Annotated in this window: 13 protein-coding genes; 12 read left to right on the plus strand and 1 reads right to left on the minus strand. The window is 46.1% G+C overall.

Going from position 1 to position 17,311, the window contains the following annotated elements; all coding sequences use genetic code 11:
• The first annotated feature begins 8 nt into the window (after window positions 1-8).
• From murE to lpxC, 11 genes are all read left to right on the plus strand, one after another.
• Window positions 9-1,490, plus strand: a complete 1,482-nt coding sequence (gene murE / locus AK966_RS09880; protein ID WP_119464057.1) for a UDP-N-acetylmuramoyl-L-alanyl-D-glutamate--2,6-diaminopimelate ligase — start codon at window positions 9-11, stop codon at window positions 1,488-1,490.
• Window positions 1,487-2,851 carry a UDP-N-acetylmuramoyl-tripeptide--D-alanyl-D-alanine ligase gene (murF, locus tag AK966_RS09885; RefSeq protein WP_119464058.1) on the plus strand — a complete coding sequence of 455 codons (1,365 nt, stop codon included), beginning with the start codon at window positions 1,487-1,489 and terminating at the stop codon, window positions 2,849-2,851. Before murE ends, murF begins: the two co-directional genes overlap by 4 nt.
• A complete protein-coding gene (mraY, locus tag AK966_RS09890) occupies window positions 2,851-3,933 on the plus strand; it encodes a phospho-N-acetylmuramoyl-pentapeptide-transferase (RefSeq protein WP_119464059.1) in 1,083 nt (360 codons plus the stop codon). The genes murF and mraY overlap by 1 nt, the downstream gene beginning before the upstream one ends.
• Window positions 3,934-3,981: 48 nt before the next feature.
• On the plus strand, window positions 3,982-5,295 hold the full coding sequence (gene murD / locus AK966_RS09895) for a UDP-N-acetylmuramoyl-L-alanine--D-glutamate ligase (RefSeq protein WP_119464060.1): 1,314 nt from the start codon (window positions 3,982-3,984) through the stop codon (window positions 5,293-5,295).
• Window positions 5,296-5,313: 18 nt separating this feature from the next.
• Window positions 5,314-6,504, plus strand: a complete 1,191-nt coding sequence (ftsW, locus tag AK966_RS09900) for a cell division protein FtsW (RefSeq protein ID WP_099078866.1) — start codon at window positions 5,314-5,316, stop codon at window positions 6,502-6,504.
• The gene (murG, locus tag AK966_RS09905; protein WP_099078867.1) at window positions 6,491-7,558 is read left to right on the plus strand and encodes an undecaprenyldiphospho-muramoylpentapeptide beta-N-acetylglucosaminyltransferase; all 1,068 of its coding nucleotides are present in this window, start codon (window positions 6,491-6,493) and stop codon (window positions 7,556-7,558) included. Before ftsW ends, murG begins: the two co-directional genes overlap by 14 nt.
• Before the next feature lie 22 nt (window positions 7,559-7,580).
• Window positions 7,581-9,038: a UDP-N-acetylmuramate--L-alanine ligase gene (murC, locus tag AK966_RS09910; RefSeq protein ID WP_172438091.1), complete on the plus strand. Its 1,458-nt coding sequence runs from the start codon at window positions 7,581-7,583 to the stop codon at window positions 9,036-9,038.
• Between the two features lie 191 nt (window positions 9,039-9,229).
• Complete coding sequence (locus AK966_RS09915; RefSeq protein WP_119464061.1) at window positions 9,230-10,015, plus strand: cell division protein FtsQ/DivIB; 786 nt, start codon at window positions 9,230-9,232, stop codon at window positions 10,013-10,015.
• The gene (gene ftsA / locus AK966_RS09920; RefSeq protein ID WP_099078870.1) at window positions 10,008-11,276 is read left to right on the plus strand and encodes a cell division protein FtsA; all 1,269 of its coding nucleotides are present in this window, start codon (window positions 10,008-10,010) and stop codon (window positions 11,274-11,276) included. The genes AK966_RS09915 and ftsA overlap by 8 nt, the downstream gene beginning before the upstream one ends.
• A 30-nt stretch (window positions 11,277-11,306) precedes the next feature.
• Entirely contained in the window at window positions 11,307-12,533 is a 1,227-nt protein-coding gene (gene ftsZ, locus AK966_RS09925) for a cell division protein FtsZ (RefSeq protein WP_099078871.1), read from the plus strand.
• 101 nt (window positions 12,534-12,634) lie between these two features.
• A complete protein-coding gene (gene lpxC / locus AK966_RS09930; RefSeq protein WP_099078872.1) occupies window positions 12,635-13,552 on the plus strand; it encodes a UDP-3-O-acyl-N-acetylglucosamine deacetylase in 918 nt (305 codons plus the stop codon).
• Between the two features lie 86 nt (window positions 13,553-13,638).
• On the opposite strand, the gene AK966_RS09935 is transcribed toward lpxC, so the two are convergent.
• Window positions 13,639-14,097, minus strand: a complete 459-nt coding sequence (locus tag AK966_RS09935) for a DUF721 domain-containing protein (protein ID WP_099078873.1) — start codon at window positions 14,095-14,097, stop codon at window positions 13,639-13,641.
• A gap of 459 nt (window positions 14,098-14,556) precedes the next feature.
• Between AK966_RS09935 and secA the strand changes: the two genes are divergently transcribed.
• Complete coding sequence (gene secA / locus AK966_RS09940) at window positions 14,557-17,286, plus strand: preprotein translocase subunit SecA (protein ID WP_119464062.1); 2,730 nt, start codon at window positions 14,557-14,559, stop codon at window positions 17,284-17,286.
• The last annotated feature ends 25 nt before the right edge of the window (window positions 17,287-17,311 follow it).

Consider the following 17,311-nt stretch of genomic DNA (forward strand, 5'->3'; position numbering starts at 1 on the left):
GAACAAATATGACCAAAGCCATCAGTATGGACGTATTGCTTTCCCCTTGGGTGGATTGCCCTAGCTTGTCGTCCGTCCTCGTCTCAGAACTAGAACTTGATAGTCGAAGAATTCAACCTGGTACAACATTTGTCGCCATTGTTGGCCACGTTGTGGATGGACGTAAGTTTATCCCAACAGCCATTCAGCAAGGCGCGAATGCGGTTATCGCTCAAGCCTGCGATGTAAAAACGCATGGTACGATTGAGATTATGGATGACGTACCCGTTATTTACCTCGATGCATTGGACAAATGCTTATCTCAAATCGCTAGTCAGTTGTATCACTATCCAAATATGGATCTGATTGGTGTCACTGGCACTAACGGTAAAACCACCATCACCCAATTGATTGCGCAGTGGATTGATTTAGTTGGTTCAAAAGCCGCTGTCATGGGCACGACGGGTAATGGTTTCCTTGATAACTTGCAAGAAGCCGCAAACACCACTGGCAATGCGGTTGAAATTCAAAAAACATTGTCTTCGCTCGCTGAGCAAAAAGCGCAATACACAGCGCTTGAAGTTTCTTCACACGGTTTGATTCAAGGTCGTGTGAAAGCGCTGTCGTTTGCCGCAGGCGTTTTTACGAACTTAAGCCGAGATCACCTTGACTACCACGGTACGATGGAAGAATACGCCAATGCAAAGTTAACCCTGTTTACTGAACATCAATGTGAACACGCGATCATCAATGTTGACGATGTAGTCGGTGCTGCGTGGGCGAAGCAATTAAGTAATGCACTTGCTGTGTCGTTGAAGCCCCATTGTGAGTTTGAGCAGGCTGTTTTTGCGAATCATATTGCTTACGCAGAGTCCGGCATTATGATTGAATTTGATGGCAAGTTCGGTTGCGGTACGCTTCATGCCCCTTTGATTGGTGAATTTAATGCGGCAAATTTGATGTTGGCGTTCACAACCTTGTTGAGTCTCAATTTTGACAAGCAAGCTTTACTGGCAACAGCAGGCCAATTGCAGCCAGTGCTTGGTCGGATGGAGCTGTTTCAAGCCGATGACCGCGCTAAAGTGGTTGTGGATTACGCTCATACGCCAGATGCACTAGAAAAAGCACTGCAAGCGCTGCGTGTGCATTGCCAAGGGCAGTTGTGGGCTATCTTTGGCTGTGGTGGTGACCGCGATGCAGGTAAACGTCCAATGATGGCAGAAATTGCTGAGCGTTTAGGCGATAAGGTGGTTCTGACCGACGATAACCCACGCAGTGAAGACCCTGTTCTTATCATGAAAGACATGCTAGCAGGGCTTGCTACACCTGCCGATGCGATTGTGCAGCATGATCGCTTTAAAGCACTTTCTTACGCTCTTGAGCATGCTTCTCCACAAGATATCATCCTGTTGGCTGGTAAAGGCCATGAGGATTACCAAATTCTAAATAGCGGAACCATTCATTACTCTGATCGAGAGTCCGCCATGCAACTATTGGGGCTTTCATCATGATTACCGTATCACTCTCTCAAATTGCTGACACCACTCGCGGTGAATTAATTGGTCATGATCTGACGATCGATTCTGTATCGACCGATACTCGCACTATTGAACAAGGTGCGCTGTTTGTTGCCTTAGTTGGCGAACGTTTTGATGCGCATGACTTTTGTCAGCAAGCGGTTGAGTTGGGTGCCGGTGCGCTACTGGTGCAAAAACGTTTAGAGATAAATGTGCCTCAAGTAGTCGTGGTCGACAGTAAAGTCGCAATGGGTGAGTTGGCTTCATGGGTTCATCAATCTTGTCAAACGCCAACGGTGGCGATCACCGGTAGTTGTGGCAAAACGACAGTGAAAGAGATGGTGGCCAGTATCCTACAGTTGAAAGGTAAAGTGCTGTTTACTGCGGGTAACTTCAACAATGATATTGGTGTACCGCTCACGCTACTGCGCTCACAGCAAGACGATGATTACGCGGTGATTGAGTTGGGGGCTAACCATATCGGTGAAATTGCTTATACAACGCAGTTGGTTAAACCAGATATCACCTTGGTAAACAACGTGGCAGCGGCACATCTCGAAGGTTTTGGCTCTATCGATGGCGTGAAGCAAGCTAAGGGTGAAATTTACCAAGGGCTTTCTGCTGGAGGGGTGGCGATTGTTAACCTCGATAGCAATGGTGAAGATAAATGGCAAACGGTGTTGGCAGATAAAAAAGTCATTACTTTCTCGCCAACGAACACCGATGCCGATTTTTATGCGTCTAACATCGTGATGAACACGGCGGGTGAAGCAAGCTTTAATCTACATATCGCAGCAGATTCACAAGAAATTGAACTGTCTCTGGGTATCATAGGTCAGCACAACGTGGCGAACGCGATTGCGGCTTCTATCATTGCGCTACAAATGGGAGCAACGTTAGAAGAGATTCGGACGGGCCTTAAGCACTTAAACAAGGTTAAAGGCCGTGTTGAGGTGGAAGATCTGAGCGATAAGATTAAGCTGATTGATGATAGCTACAACGCAAGCGTTCCAGCGATGAAGGCGGCGGTTGATTTGCTGGGGGCATTCCAAGGCCAACGTTGGTTGATTTTGGGTAATATGGCGGAATTGGGTGAGGAAAGTCTTGCACTTCATCGCCAAGTCGGGGAACATGCTGCCCCACAAAAATTTGAACATGTTCTCACGTATGGTGCAGACGCGAAGGTCATTAGTACACTTTGTGACGGCATCCATTTCGAGACCCATCAAGAAATGATTGACTACATCAAGCAGCATTTAGATCAAGCCGCTCCTGAGTGCCATACAATTTTGGTGAAAGGGGCAAACGGTGCTCGTATGTTTGAAGTCGCTGCTGCTTTGAAGGAGTATTATTAATGATTATTTGGCTTGCCGAGCTGCTACAGCCATACCTGTCTTTCTTCCGTTTGTTTGAATACTTGTCTTTTCGAGCAATATTAAGCGTACTGACTGCTCTAGGCCTGTCTCTTTGGATGGGGCCTATCATGATCAAGCGTCTTCAGATGCTACAGATTGGTCAGGTTGTCCGTAACGAAGGACCAGAATCTCACTTTAGCAAACGTGGCACCCCAACGATGGGCGGTATCATGATTTTAGCGGCAATCTCTATCACGATTCTGTTGTGGGCTGATTTGTCCAACCCTTACGTTTGGGCTGTGCTGGTTGTATTGCTTGGTTATGGCGCAGTTGGCTTTGTCGATGACTATCGCAAAGTGGTGCGTAAGAACACCGATGGTTTGATCGCGCGTTGGAAATACTTCTGGCAGTCATTGATTGCGTTTGTTGTCGCTTTTGCACTGTACGCCTATGGCAAAGATACGGCTGCAACTCAGCTAGTGGTGCCATTTTTTAAAGACATCATGCCGCAGCTTGGCTTGATGTACATTATTCTGACTTACTTTGTGATTGTTGGTACCAGTAACGCGGTAAACCTAACGGATGGTCTAGACGGCTTGGCAATCATGCCAACGGTGTTGGTTGCAGCTGGTTTTGCCGTCATTGCATGGGCGACGGGTAACGTTAACTTCTCTGAATACCTACATATACCATACCTACCGCACGCTTCTGAGCTGGTTGTTGTATGTACGGCAATCGTTGGTGCTGGTCTTGGTTTCTTGTGGTTCAATACCTACCCAGCACAAGTATTCATGGGTGATGTTGGCTCCCTAGGATTGGGTGGTGCTCTAGGGACCATTGCAGTTCTGGTTCGCCAAGAGTTGGTTTTGGTGATCATGGGTGGTGTATTTGTAATGGAAACGCTATCGGTTATCCTGCAGGTCGGTTCTTACAAATTGCGTGGTCAGCGTATTTTCCGCATGGCTCCTATCCATCACCACTACGAACTTAAAGGCTGGCCAGAACCTCGCGTCATTGTGCGCTTCTGGATTATTTCTATGGTTCTTGTTCTGATTGGTCTAGCGACACTGAAAGTGCGTTAATCGCACTTTCCAATAACTTTCTAAGAATAACAGATACTGTGATCAAATATGGAACGTTGGCAAAACATACATAAGGTCGTCGTTGTAGGGCTCGGTATTACCGGGCTCTCTGTCGTTAAACACCTAACAAAAACACAGCCGCAACTGGCGGTTAAAGTCATCGATACGCGTGCTAACCCACCGGGTGCTGAGCAATTACCTGAACAGGTAGAGTTGCACAGTGGTGGTTGGAATACCGAATGGTTAGCTGAAGCCGACTTGGTAGTGACCAACCCAGGCATTGCCTTAGCTACGCCAGAAATCCAAACAATAGTTGCGAAAAGCACGCCTGTTATTGGCGATATTGAGTTGTTTGCTTGGGCAGTAACGAAACCCGTTATCGCGATCACTGGCTCTAATGGCAAAAGCACGGTCACTGACTTAACGGGCGTGATGGCGAAAGCCGCTGGACTAACCGTTGGCGTTGGCGGCAATATTGGAGTGCCAGCTTTAGATTTGCTAGAGCAAGACGCGGATTTGTACGTGCTTGAGTTATCGAGTTTCCAACTAGAAACGACGTCGAGCCTTAAGCTTAAAGCCGCCGCGTTTCTAAACCTTTCTGAAGATCACATGGATCGCTATCAAGGCATGGCGGACTACCGACAAGCGAAGTTGCGTATTTTTGATAATGCCGAGCTAGCAGTCGTTAACCGTGATGACCAAGAAACCTACCCTGATAGTGACATGCCGTTGATGACGTTTGGCACTGATGAGCGAGCTTATGGTTTGGAATCAGATGCCGGTCGCACTTGGTTGCTTGATCACGGCCAGCGTGTGATTGCTAGCGATGAGCTCAAACTGGTCGGTAAGCACAACTTGGCGAATGCCTTGGTCGTGCTCGCTTTACTCAAGGCCGCTGGTATTGACTATCACAAAGCGTTACATGCACTGAAAACTTACACGGGTTTGACGCATCGATGCCAGGTGGTTGCGGATAATCGTGGCGTAAAATGGGTGAATGATTCCAAAGCAACTAATATTGCTAGCACGATGGCCGCACTTTCCGGACTAGAATCGAAGGGCAAACTGTATTTGTTGGTTGGTGGGGTTGGTAAAGGCGCAGATTTTTCGCCGTTAAAGCCTATCTTCACTACGTTGAATCTGCAACTTTGCTGCTTTGGTACCGATGGTGATGCCTTTATGCCACTGCACGAATCGGCAACTCGTTTTGACAGCATGGAAGATGTGATTCAACAAATATCTTCGCAGTTAAAACCTGGCGATATGGTGATGCTCTCTCCGGCATGTGCTAGCTTTGATCAATTCGATAACTTTATGGCAAGGGGCGATGCCTTCGCTAATCTTGCTCAAAAATACGCATAATTAAAGGTCACACATTTCGTGGTTTTAGGTAACGTTAAACGCAGCATTGGCACTTGGCTTAAGCATCCAGCACCAGAGGCGCTCTTTGATCGTCAGTTGGTATGGATTGCGCTAGGTTTGATGTTAACTGGCTTGGTGATGGTGACCTCTGCATCGTTTCCCATCAGTTCTCGACTGACGGATCAGCCATTCCACTTTATGTTCCGTCACGCTCTATTCTTGGTCGTTGCCGTTTCAGCATCTTCGGTTGTCCTTTGTAAGCCCTTAGACTTTTGGTTTCGGAACTCTAAATACATCGTTGGGATATCGGTTGCACTGCTTGTCATTGTTTTAGTTGCAGGTAAGTCTGTTAATGGTGCTTCTCGGTGGATCCCCGTTGGACCAATTAATTTACAGCCGGCAGAGATTGCCAAGCTCTCTCTGTTTATGTTTATGTCTGGATACTTGGTTCGTAAACAGGATGAAGTTCGTCAGACATTCTTTGGTGGCTTCATTAAACCAATAATGGTTTTTACGGTATTTGCGGTATTACTCCTGCGTCAACCTGACTTAGGTACGGTTGTTGTGATGCTGGTGACCCTGTTTGGTATGTTATTTATCGCGGGGGCCAAGTTAACGCAGTTTTTGGCGTTAATGATTGCAGGGATAGTTGCTGTTGTAGGCTTAATTTTGATTGAGCCTTATCGTATGCGACGTGTCACGTCATTTCTTGACCCATGGGAAGACCCATTCGGCAGCGGCTATCAATTGACACAATCGTTGATGGCATTTGGCCGAGGTGAATGGTTTGGTCAAGGTCTGGGTAACTCGATTCAAAAATTGGAATATCTACCCGAAGCCCATACCGACTTTGTGTTCGCGGTGCTCGCAGAAGAACTCGGCTTTGCCGGCGTTGTATTGGTATTAATGCTGATCTTCAGTTTAGTGTTAAAAGCGGTTTATATCGGTAAGCGAGCCTTCGAAGCGGGCGAAATGTTTGGTGGTTATTTAGCATTTGGCATTGGTATTTGGTTTGCTTTCCAAACCTTAGTTAACGTTGGTGCGGCAGCAGGCATTGTGCCAACCAAGGGGCTCACCCTACCTCTGATCAGCTATGGTGGCTCAAGCCTATTAATCATGTCTATTGCAGTTGCCATATTGCTGCGTATCGATCACGAATGCCGTTTAAAGCGCGGTCAGAAAGAACAACAAGACGATGAAGAAAAATAAACGTTTGATGGTGATGGCCGGTGGTACTGGTGGTCACGTTTTCCCAGGCTTGGCCGTAGCGAAGCAGTTGCAACAGCAAGGTTGGGAGATTCGCTGGTTAGGTACCGCGGATAGAATGGAAGCGGATTTAGTGCCAAAACATGGCATTGAAATCGACTTTATCAAAGTAAAAGGTCTACGAGGTCAAGGCGTTAAACGTCTTCTTGCGGCACCATTTCAAATTGTTAATGCCATCATGCAGGCTCGTGCTCACATGAAACGTTGGCAGCCAGACGCTGTGCTTGGCATGGGCGGTTACGTGAGTGGCCCTGGTGGTATTGCGGCTTGGATGAGCGGAATTCCTGTTGTGCTGCATGAGCAAAATGCCGTCGCAGGTCTCACAAACCAATGGCTATCGAAAATCGCTAAGAAGGTGTTTCAAGCTTTCCCTGGCGCGTTTCCAAAAGCAGAAGTGGTTGGTAATCCAGTACGTGAAGACGTAACCCAGCTCGATGCTCCTGCTGCACGCATGCAAGAACGACAAGGTCCAATTCGTATTCTTGTGATGGGTGGTAGCCAAGGTGCACGCATTCTTAACCAAACGCTGCCAGAAGTGATGGCAAAATTGGGCGATGATTACTGTATTCGTCATCAAGCGGGTAAAGGTTCCGCGGAAGAAGTGAATGCGGCATACCAAGCGAATGGTGTGGCGAATGCAGAAGTAACAGAATTCATTGACGACGTAGCAGAAGCTTATGCATGGGCTGACCTTTTGGTTTGTCGTTCAGGAGCGTTAACCGTTTCTGAAGTATCAGCGGCGGGCGTGGGGGCTATCTTTGTTCCGTTTATGCATAAAGACCGTCAGCAAGCACTGAATGCAGACCACTTGGTGGATTGTGGTGCGGCGAAAATGATTGAACAACCAGATTTAACCGTTGAGTCACTGACTCAGCAGATCCAACAATTGGATCGACAAGCTTTACTTACAATGGCTGAGCAAGCGCGTGGCGCTGCAAAATTGAATGCTGACCGAGTTGTCGCACAAGCCATTGTTGCTTTGACCGAAAAGCGTTAACGAATTATTGAGAATAGAATTGATGACAATCCAACATACACAAGACTTAGCTCAAATTCGCGCAATGGTGCCAGAGATGCGCCGCGTGAAATCCATCCACTTCATCGGTATTGGTGGTGCGGGCATGAGCGGCATTGCAGAAGTACTGTTGAACGAAGGCTACCAAATCACAGGTTCTGACCTATCAGAAAACCCTGTGACCGAGCGTTTAGTATCAAAAGGTGCAACGGTATTTATTGGCCATCAAGCCAGCAATGTTGAGAATGCCAGTGTTGTTGTGGTTTCAACCGCGATTAACGAAGAAAATCCAGAAGTGATGGCGGCGCGTGAATTGCGTATTCCTATCGTCCGCCGCGCAGAAATGCTGGCTGAGTTGATGCGTTTCCGTCATGGTATTGCTGTTGCGGGTACGCACGGCAAAACAACGACTACGGCACTTGTAACGCAAATCTATTCTGAAGCAGGCCTTGATCCAACGTTCGTTAACGGCGGGCTGGTGAAGAGCGCTGGCACGAATGCACGTCTAGGTTCAAGCCGTATTCTGATTGCTGAAGCAGATGAGAGCGATGCGTCATTCTTGCACCTGCAACCCATGGTGAGCATTGTCACCAATATTGAAGCGGATCATATGGATACTTATGGAGGTGACTTCGAAACATTGAAGCAAACCTTCATCGACTTTTTGCACAACCTACCATTTTACGGCCAAGCGATTGTGTGTATCGACGATCCAGTCATTCGTGAGTTGATTCCACGTATCAGCCGTCAGGTGATCACTTACGGTTTCTCAGAAGATGCAGACGTACGCATTGAAAACTACCGTCAAGAAGGTCAGCAAGGTAAGTTCACCGTGGTTCGTGAAGGTCATGCGAATCTAGACATTACATTGAATATTCCAGGTCGCCACAATGCACTGAATGCTTCGGCAGCGATTGCGGTAGCCACAGAAGATGACATCAGTGATGAAGCCATTCTTAAAGCGATGGCTGGTACTGAGGGGACTGGGCGCCGTTTTGACCACCTTGGGGAGTTCGATACCGGTAATGGTCTAGCTATGTTGGTGGATGACTATGGTCATCACCCAACAGAAGTAGGTGTAACGATTGATGCCGCACGTAGTGGTTGGCAAAATAAGCGTTTGGTGATGATTTTTCAGCCGCATCGCTACAGTCGAACGCGTGATCTTTACGATGATTTTGCCAATGTACTTGAGCAGGTTGATGTATTGATCATGTTGGATGTCTATGCGGCAGGAGAGAAACCCATTGCTGGCGCTGATGGTCGTGCGCTATGTCGCACAATTCGCAGTCGTGGCAAGGTAGATCCCATTTTTGTTCCTGAAATTGAACAACTACCATCAGTTTTGGCTAATGTTATACAAGACGGCGACTTGATCTTGACTCAAGGGGCGGGCGATGTTGGTAAAGTAGCGAAGCAACTGGCTGTTCTTGAGCTGAATGTTAATAAGATGCTCGGTTAACAGCGATGATTGATACAAAGCACAGATAAAGACCTAGATCTCGATTTTGTATCAAGAACGTTGTGATTTATCACTATCAGTGTTTGATAGTTTACAAGAGCTCAGTATAATCCCAAGGTTAAAGTCAATGCTTTTATTAGTGTGTAATAACACGATAAAAAGCACAGGACAAAAATCAGGAAACGAAGACGTTGTTGAATATTGCACTGAATGAAGAGCGGCTTAACACGGAGAATCACCGTGGTCGCCAAGAGAAGATCTTGGGTGCGCTATTTTTCGTTATCGTGATGACAATAATTAGTTCTGTTTTGTACTCAGCGATCAGTTGGATGTGGGATGACCAAAGGTTACCTCTTTCCAAAATCGTACTTCAGGGAAAGCTGGAGTATGTCACAGCAGACGATGTTCAAGCAGCGTTTGGCAGTATTGATCACATTGGAACCTTCATGTCACAAGACATTGATGTGTTGCAACAAAGTGTAGAGGCCCTTCCTTGGGTAGCCCATGCGGCTATTCGAAAGCAGTGGCCAGACACGGTAAAAGTATTTTTGACAGAACATCACCCCGTCGCCATTTGGAATGGCATCGAACTGTTGGACAACAATGGTTTGGTATTTGAAGGGGATGTCGGCCTACTAAAGGAAGAGAAAGTTAAGCTATATGGACCCACTGCAACCGGGCCGGAAGTCTTGCAAACCTATCGTGAACTTCGACCTAAATTTCAGCAGCTGGGTCTTGCAATATCGTCTCTAGTATTAAACGAGCGACGAGCTTGGCAAATCATCCTTGATAACGGTATTCGACTAGAGCTCGGTAAAGAATCTTTGGATGAGCGAATAGAGCGTTTTTTCTCACTCTATCATAAGCTTGGAAGCGACACGCAAAGAATCAGTTATATCGATCTTAGGTACGATACGGGAGCCGCGGTTGGTTGGTTTCCTGAACATGAGTTAGAACAAGAGAGTACAGATGACTAAGGTCGCCGATGACAACATTATTGTTGGTCTTGATATAGGCACTGCAACCGTTTCAGCTCTAGTGGGTGAGATTCTACCAGATGGCCAAATAAACATTATTGGTTCAGGTAGCAGCCCTTCACGCGGCATGGATAAAGGCGGCGTGAATGATTTGGAGTCGGTTGTTAAATCAGTACAACGCGCGATTGATCAAGCAGAGCTAATGGCCGAATGCCAAATTAGCCGTGTATTCATTTCGTTGTCTGGTAAGCATATCGCAAGCCGAATTGAAAAAGGCATGGGCACCATATCTGATGAGGAAGTGTCTCAAGAAGATATGGATCGCGCTATCCATACCGCAAAATCGATTAAAATCGGTGATGAACAGCGAATCCTACATGTGATTCCGCAAGAGTTCACCATCGACTATCAAGAAGGGATTAAAAACCCACTTGGTTTATCTGGAGTGAGGATGGAGGTTAGCGTCCATTTGATCTCCTGCCATAATGATATGGCACGCAATATTATTAAGGCGGTAGAACGCTGCGGCCTTAAAGTGGAGCAACTTGTTTTTTCTGGGCTTGCTGCAAGTAATGCGGTAATCACCGAGGATGAAAGAGAGCTTGGGGTTTGTGTGGTTGATATTGGCGCTGGAACAATGGATGTATCCATTTGGACTGGTGGCGCATTACGTCACACTGAAGTGTTTTCTTACGCAGGAAATGCTGTCACTAGCGATATTGCTTTTGCTTTTGGTACACCAGTGAGTGATGCCGAAGAAATAAAAGTAAAATATGGCTGTGCCTTGAGTGAACTAGTCAGCAAGGATGACACGGTTAACGTACCAAGTGTCGGTGGACGACCTTCACGCAGTCTGCAGCGTCAGACTTTGTCAGAAGTGATTGAGCCGCGATACTCAGAGCTTATGGGACTGGTTAACCAAACTATCGACTCAGTACAAGCAAAATTGCGCGAAGAAGGCATTAAGCACCATCTTGCCGCAGGTGTTGTTCTTACCGGCGGTGCTGCGCAGATTGACGGAGTGGTAGAGTGTGCGGAGCGCGTATTCCGCAATCAAGTAAGGGTCGGCAAACCGCTCGAAGTCAGCGGCTTAACTGATTATGTAAAAGAGCCGTACCATTCTACGGCAGTTGGATTACTTTATTACGCAAGAGATATGCAGTCTAGTGACGATAGCGATTATAATGAACCTAAGCGTTCTTCCGCATCTGTGACTAACTTTTTCGGTAAATTGCGTAATTGGATAAGAAATGAGTTTTAACCTGAGTTGCAGGATAAACGGAGACAACACATGTTTGAACCGATGATGGAAATGTCTGACGATGCAGTAATTAAGGTCGTTGGAGTTGGTGGTGGCGGTGGTAACGCCGTTGAACACATGGTGCGTGAATCCATCGAAGGAGTGGAATTCATCAGCGTCAACACTGATGCGCAAGCACTTCGTAAGACAAGCGTTGGTAATGTCATTCAAATCGGCGGTGATATCACTAAAGGTCTGGGGGCAGGTGCGAATCCACAGGTCGGCCGTGAGGCTGCTCTCGAAGATAGAGACAGAATTAAAGATTCCCTAACTGGCGCCGACATGGTGTTTATCGCCGCAGGTATGGGTGGCGGTACAGGTACAGGCGCTGCACCTGTTATTGCTGAAGTGGCTAAAGAGCTTGGCATTCTAACGGTAGCGGTAGTAACGAAACCGTTCAGCTTTGAAGGCAAGAAGCGTTTGGCATTCGCTGAGCAAGGTATTGATGAGCTGTCTAAGCATGTTGATTCTTTGATCACGATTCCAAACGAGAAGCTACTTAAAGTTCTTGGTCGTGGTGTAACGCTATTAGAAGCTTTTGCAAGTGCGAATGATGTTCTTAAGAACGCGGTTCAAGGTATTGCAGAGCTCATCACTCGTCCCGGCATGATCAACGTCGACTTCGCAGACGTACGTACTGTGATGTCTGAAATGGGTCACGCAATGATGGGTAGTGGCATCGCGAAAGGCGAAGATCGTGCAGAAGAAGCAGCGGAGATGGCAATTTCTAGCCCACTTCTGGAAGATATCGATCTAGCGGGCGCTCGTGGTGTCCTTGTTAACATCACTGCAGGTCTTGATATGCGTCTTGATGAGTTTGAGACAGTGGGTAACACAGTGAAAGCATTCGCATCTGACAATGCCACCGTGGTTATCGGTACTTCTCTAGACCCAGACATGACTGACGAAATCCGTGTAACAGTGGTTGCTACGGGTATCGGCAATGAGAAAAAGCCAGACATCACATTAGTTGCTGGTGGTAAAGCGAAAGTTGCACCAACGCCTGCTCCGCAACAACAAGCGGTGCTACCACAAGTTGAGGAAAAACCGGCACAAGTTTTGCAGACTCAAGTGCAAGAGAAACCGCAGGTAACTCCTCAGCCAACAAACACTGTTTCTTCTTCTGTATCTGTGGGTCAAAGCTCTGCAGCACCGAAACAAGAGAAAGAGAGTGGTTATTTAGATATCCCAGCATTTTTGCGTCGTCAGGCTGACTAATCTTTAATCCATAAATTTGACAGAGTTCAAAATTATGGTAGCATTCACGGTCGACGTTACAGGCGGCCGTGTTTTGTAGCATTTTTTAGAGAGGCAAGCAGATGATCAGACAAAGAACTCTGAAAGAAATAGTGAAAACAACTGGTGTGGGTCTCCACTCTGGTCGTAAAGTGACACTTACTCTGCGCCCAGCTGCTGCAAATACAGGCATTATTTACCGTCGTACAGATGTAAATCCACCTGTAGATTTTCCAGCTGATCCGGCATCTGTTCGTGACACTATGTTATGTACAGCATTGGTTAACGACGAAGGTATTCGCATTTCAACGGTTGAACACTTGAATGCAGCACTTGCTGGTATGGGTATCGACAATATTATTGTTGAAGTTGACGCACCTGAAATTCCAATTATGGATGGTAGCGCAAGCCCGTTCGTATATCTGCTGCAACAAGCTGGTGTCGAAACGCAAAATGCGCCAAAGCGTTTTATCCGTATTAAGAAACCAGTTCGTTTTGAAGACGGCGATAAATGGGCTGAATTTGTACCATTTAACGGCTTCCGTATGGACTTTGAAATTGACTTTAACCACCCTGCGATCGAGTCAGACGAGCAACGTCTTCTGTTTGATTTCTCATCTCAAGGTTTCGTTCGTGAGATTTCTCGTGCGCGTACGTTTGGTTTCATGCGTGATATCGAATACCTACAATCTCAGAACCTAGTTCTGGGTGGTAGCTTTGATAACGCAATCGTACTGGATGATTACCGTATTCTTAACGAAGAAGGCCTACGCTTTGAGAATGAGTTCGTAACACACAAAGTATTGGACGCGATTGGTGACCTTTACATGTGTGGTCATGCCATCATCGGCGAATTCCGAGCGTACAAATCAGGTCATGGTTTGAACAACCAACTTCTACGTGCCGTTCTTGCTGATCAAGAAGCATGGGAATGGACAACATTTGAAGAAGAAGCGGGTTCACCGGTTGCTTTTGCAGAACCAAACATGGTTCTAGCATAATACTAAATGCGCAGACGTAAATAGATTAAGAAAGCCAGGCAATGCCTGGCTTTTTGCTATCTGTAAATAAGTCGTTTAAAAAACGCTCATTTGTTGCTCTTCTTTTCTGCCATGTCAGCGAGACGCTTTAAACGCTCTTTAATTTTAGGCGGAGCGATATCTGCAATGATCATTAATGAGTTAGCCGCCGCTTCAGTGAGAGGTGGGCGTTTTGGCCGATCATCATGTTCAAAGCGATTTCGGTACAAAGAAGGGTTAATTCTCACCTCAACACTCATGAGTTTGGCGTAGCCTTGTGTACGCAGTTTATTGAGGATCATTAAACGATCGTAATCGACCTTCATTTTGATCGCTGCACTAGAGACATCAATCAACAAGTGGCCATTGCGAATATTTGCTACTCGGCAATGATCGGCGGTGCCTTTCGGTAAGATCGATTGTAGAGCTTGGTTTAGCTGTAAGATCTCTCCAGCATGCTGTTGAATCTGCTTAAACTGAGATTCAGCAATAAGATCGTCTGTAGCTGTTGGGCGATGATCACGCATAGGCAAAATCTAATTTTGTTGAGATATTGGTATTCTAGAGCAGCTTTCCATCTAGGTATAGTTTACATTATTGTCTTTATTACCCAATTGCCCTCGAAATTAACGCAAAAAGAGGTGCTTTTTAGGTAGAAATACACGCTAAGTATATCAAGATGATGATAATTGTACTGAGAATATCGATTTCGAATCTCAATGTATGAGCAAATACTGGCTAATCCGTCACCACTTTGATTAAAAACTTCAGAGTGCTTCAAACAAATACGTCTATTAATGGTTGTATGGATGAAAAATCCTTACACTAAGCCACATTGTTTCAAAATTTGGCCTTGAAATGCGGATGTTTGAACTCAATATCTTTGTTAAATGATTTATCTCAGTATTCTTAGTTCAAAATTGGCAGAGACTGAAGGCATTACGAGTAGATCGGGAACGGTCTGATTAAAGAGAGATTCACGAAAAATGATAACTAAGCTACTGACAAAAGTGATTGGCAGTCGCAACGACCGAACACTGCGCCGCCTTAGAAAAATTGTAAAAGAGATCAATAACTACGAACCAACATTTGAAGCTCTATCTGATGAAGAGCTAAAAGCGAAAACTGTTGAGTTCCGTGAGCGCCTAGAGCAAGGCGAAACTCTTGATAAGCTACTTCCAGAAGCTTTTGCTACGGTTCGTGAAGCATCTAAGCGTGTTTACGGTATGCGCCACTTCGACGTACAGCTAATCGGTGGTATGGTTCTGAACGGTGGCCAAATCGCGGAAATGCGTACTGGTGAAGGTAAAACTCTAACTGCAACTCTTCCTGCTTACCTCAACGCACTACCAGGTAAAGGCGTGCACGTTGTTACGGTGAACGACTACCTTGCAACGCGTGACGCAGAGACAAACCGTCCTCTGTTTGAATTCTTAGGTATGACCGTTGGCATCAACGTGCCAAACATGCCTCCTCAGGCAAAGAAAGAAGCTTACCAAGCCGATATTCTTTACGGAACCAACAATGAGTTTGGTTTTGACTACCTTCGTGACAACATGGCTTTCCGTAATGAAGATCGTGTTCAGCGTGAGCGTTTCTTTGCCGTTGTCGATGAAGTGGACTCAATTCTTATCGATGAAGCTCGTACTCCTTTAATTATCTCTGGTCCAGCAGAAGACAGTTCAGATCTATACACACGTATTAACCTACTTATTCCGCAGCTTCAGAAACAAGATAAAGAAGACTCAGAAGAGTATCGTGGTGACGGTCACTACACTGTGGATGAGAAGTCTAAGCAAGTATACCTGACTGAAACAGGCCAAGAATTTGTCGAAGAACTGATGGTGAAAAATGGCTTGATGGAAGAGGGTGACACACTTTACTCTCCAACGAACATCAGCCTACTGCACCACGTGAACGCAGCACTTCGTGCACACGTATTGTTCGAGCGTAACGTAGACTACATCGTCAATGACGACGGTGAAGTGGTTATTGTTGATGAACACACGGGGCGTACGATGCCAGGCCGTCGTTGGTCTGAAGGTCTTCACCAAGCGGTTGAAGCGAAAGAAGGCGTTAAGATTCAAAACGAAAACCAAACACTGGCATCGATCACATTCCAGAACTACTTCCGTTTATACGAAAAACTGTCAGGTATGACAGGTACAGCGGATACCGAAGCATTCGAATTCCAATCGATCTACGGTCTAGAAACGGTGGTTATTCCAACTAACAAACCGATGGTCCGTAACGATATGCCAGATGTGGTGTACCGTACTGAAGCAGAGAAATTTGCGGCAATCATCGAAGATATTAAAGAGCGCGTAGAAAAAGGTCAGCCGTCTCTTGTTGGTACGGTTTCTATCGAGAAATCAGAGCTATTGTCTAACGCACTGAAGAAAGCGAAGATTAAGCACAACGTACTGAACGCGAAATTCCACGAGCGTGAAGCGGAAATTGTTGCAGAAGCAGGTACGCCAGGTGCGGTCACCATCGCAACGAACATGGCGGGTCGTGGTACAGATATCGTGTTAGGTGGTAGCTGGCAAGCAAAAGTGGAAGCACTGCAAGATCCAACTAAAGAACAAATTGATGCGATTAAAGCTGAGTGGAAGCAAGTTCACGATCAAGTGCTAGAGTCTGGTGGTCTACACATCATTGGTACTGAGCGTCACGAATCTCGTCGTATCGATAACCAGCTACGTGGTCGTTCTGGTCGTCAAGGTGATGCGGGCTCATCTCGTTTCTACCTATCAATGGAAGATTCACTACTACGTATCTTCACATCAGATCGTATGGCTAGTCTTATCCAAAGTGGTATGGAAGAAGGCGAAGCGATTGAATCTAAGATGTTGTCTCGTTCAATTGAAAAAGCACAGCGTAAAGTGGAAGGACGTAACTTCGATATTCGTAAACAGCTTCTTGAATACGATGACGTGGCGAACGATCAACGTAAAGTGGTCTATGAACTTCGTGATGAGTTGATGAGTATTGATGACATCAGCGAGATGATCGAACAAAACCGCGAAGACGTTATGACCGCTATCATTGATGAGTACATCCCGCCACAGTCTTTAGAAGATATGTGGGACGTGGAAGGTCTTCAAGAACGTTTGAAAGCGGACTTCGATCTTGATGCGCCGATTAAGCAATGGCTTGAAGAAGATGACAAACTGTATGAAGAAGCACTGCGTGAAAAGATCATTAATCTAGCGGTTGAAGTATACAAAGTGAAAGAAGAAGTCGTAGGCGCTCAAGTTCTGCGTAACTTTGAAAAATCGGTCATGCTTCAAACACTGGATACGCTATGGAAAGAGCACCTAGCGGCGATGGATCATCTTCGTCAAGGTATTCATCTACGTGGCTATGCACAAAAGAACCCGAAACAAGAGTACAAGCGCGAGTCGTTTGAATTGTTTGAAGGCCTACTAGAAGCGCTGAAAACCGATGTGATTACGGTATTGTCTCGAGTTCGCGTTCAGCAGCAAGAAGAAGTTGAGCGTATGGAAGAGCAACGTCGTGCGCAAGCTGAAGAAGCCGCTCGTCGTGCGCAAGCTCAACATGCAGCGGCACAAAATCCACTTGTGGAAGATGAAGCTGCTGCGGAGGGTTCAAACCAACCAATGGTTCGTGATGAGCGTAAAGTGGGACGTAATGAGCCTTGTCCATGTGGCAGTGGTAAGAAGTACAAACAGTGTCACGGTCAAATTAACTAATTGAGTTTGATTATGTATTAAAAAG

This window comes from Vibrio sp. PID23_8, from assembly GCF_003584965.1.
Classification (GTDB): Bacteria; Pseudomonadota; Gammaproteobacteria; order Enterobacterales; family Vibrionaceae; genus Vibrio.

Coding starts and splice junctions, on each gene's coding strand:
- secA (WP_119464062.1), top strand. CDS start 14,557: ATGATAACTAAGCTACTGACAAAAGTGATTGGCAGTCGCAACGACCGA.
- murG (WP_099078867.1), top strand. CDS start 6,491: ATGAAGAAAAATAAACGTTTGATGGTGATGGCCGGTGGTACTGGTGGT.
- ftsA (WP_099078870.1), top strand. CDS start 10,008: ATGACTAAGGTCGCCGATGACAACATTATTGTTGGTCTTGATATAGGC.
- ftsZ (WP_099078871.1), top strand. CDS start 11,307: ATGTTTGAACCGATGATGGAAATGTCTGACGATGCAGTAATTAAGGTC.
- mraY (WP_119464059.1), top strand. CDS start 2,851: ATGATTATTTGGCTTGCCGAGCTGCTACAGCCATACCTGTCTTTCTTC.
- murC (WP_172438091.1), top strand. CDS start 7,581: ATGACAATCCAACATACACAAGACTTAGCTCAAATTCGCGCAATGGTG.
- lpxC (WP_099078872.1), top strand. CDS start 12,635: ATGATCAGACAAAGAACTCTGAAAGAAATAGTGAAAACAACTGGTGTG.
- murF (WP_119464058.1), top strand. CDS start 1,487: ATGATTACCGTATCACTCTCTCAAATTGCTGACACCACTCGCGGTGAA.
- murD (WP_119464060.1), top strand. CDS start 3,982: ATGGAACGTTGGCAAAACATACATAAGGTCGTCGTTGTAGGGCTCGGT.
- murE (WP_119464057.1), top strand. CDS start 9: ATGACCAAAGCCATCAGTATGGACGTATTGCTTTCCCCTTGGGTGGAT.
- AK966_RS09935 (WP_099078873.1), bottom strand. CDS start 14,097: ATGCGTGATCATCGCCCAACAGCTACAGACGATCTTATTGCTGAATCT.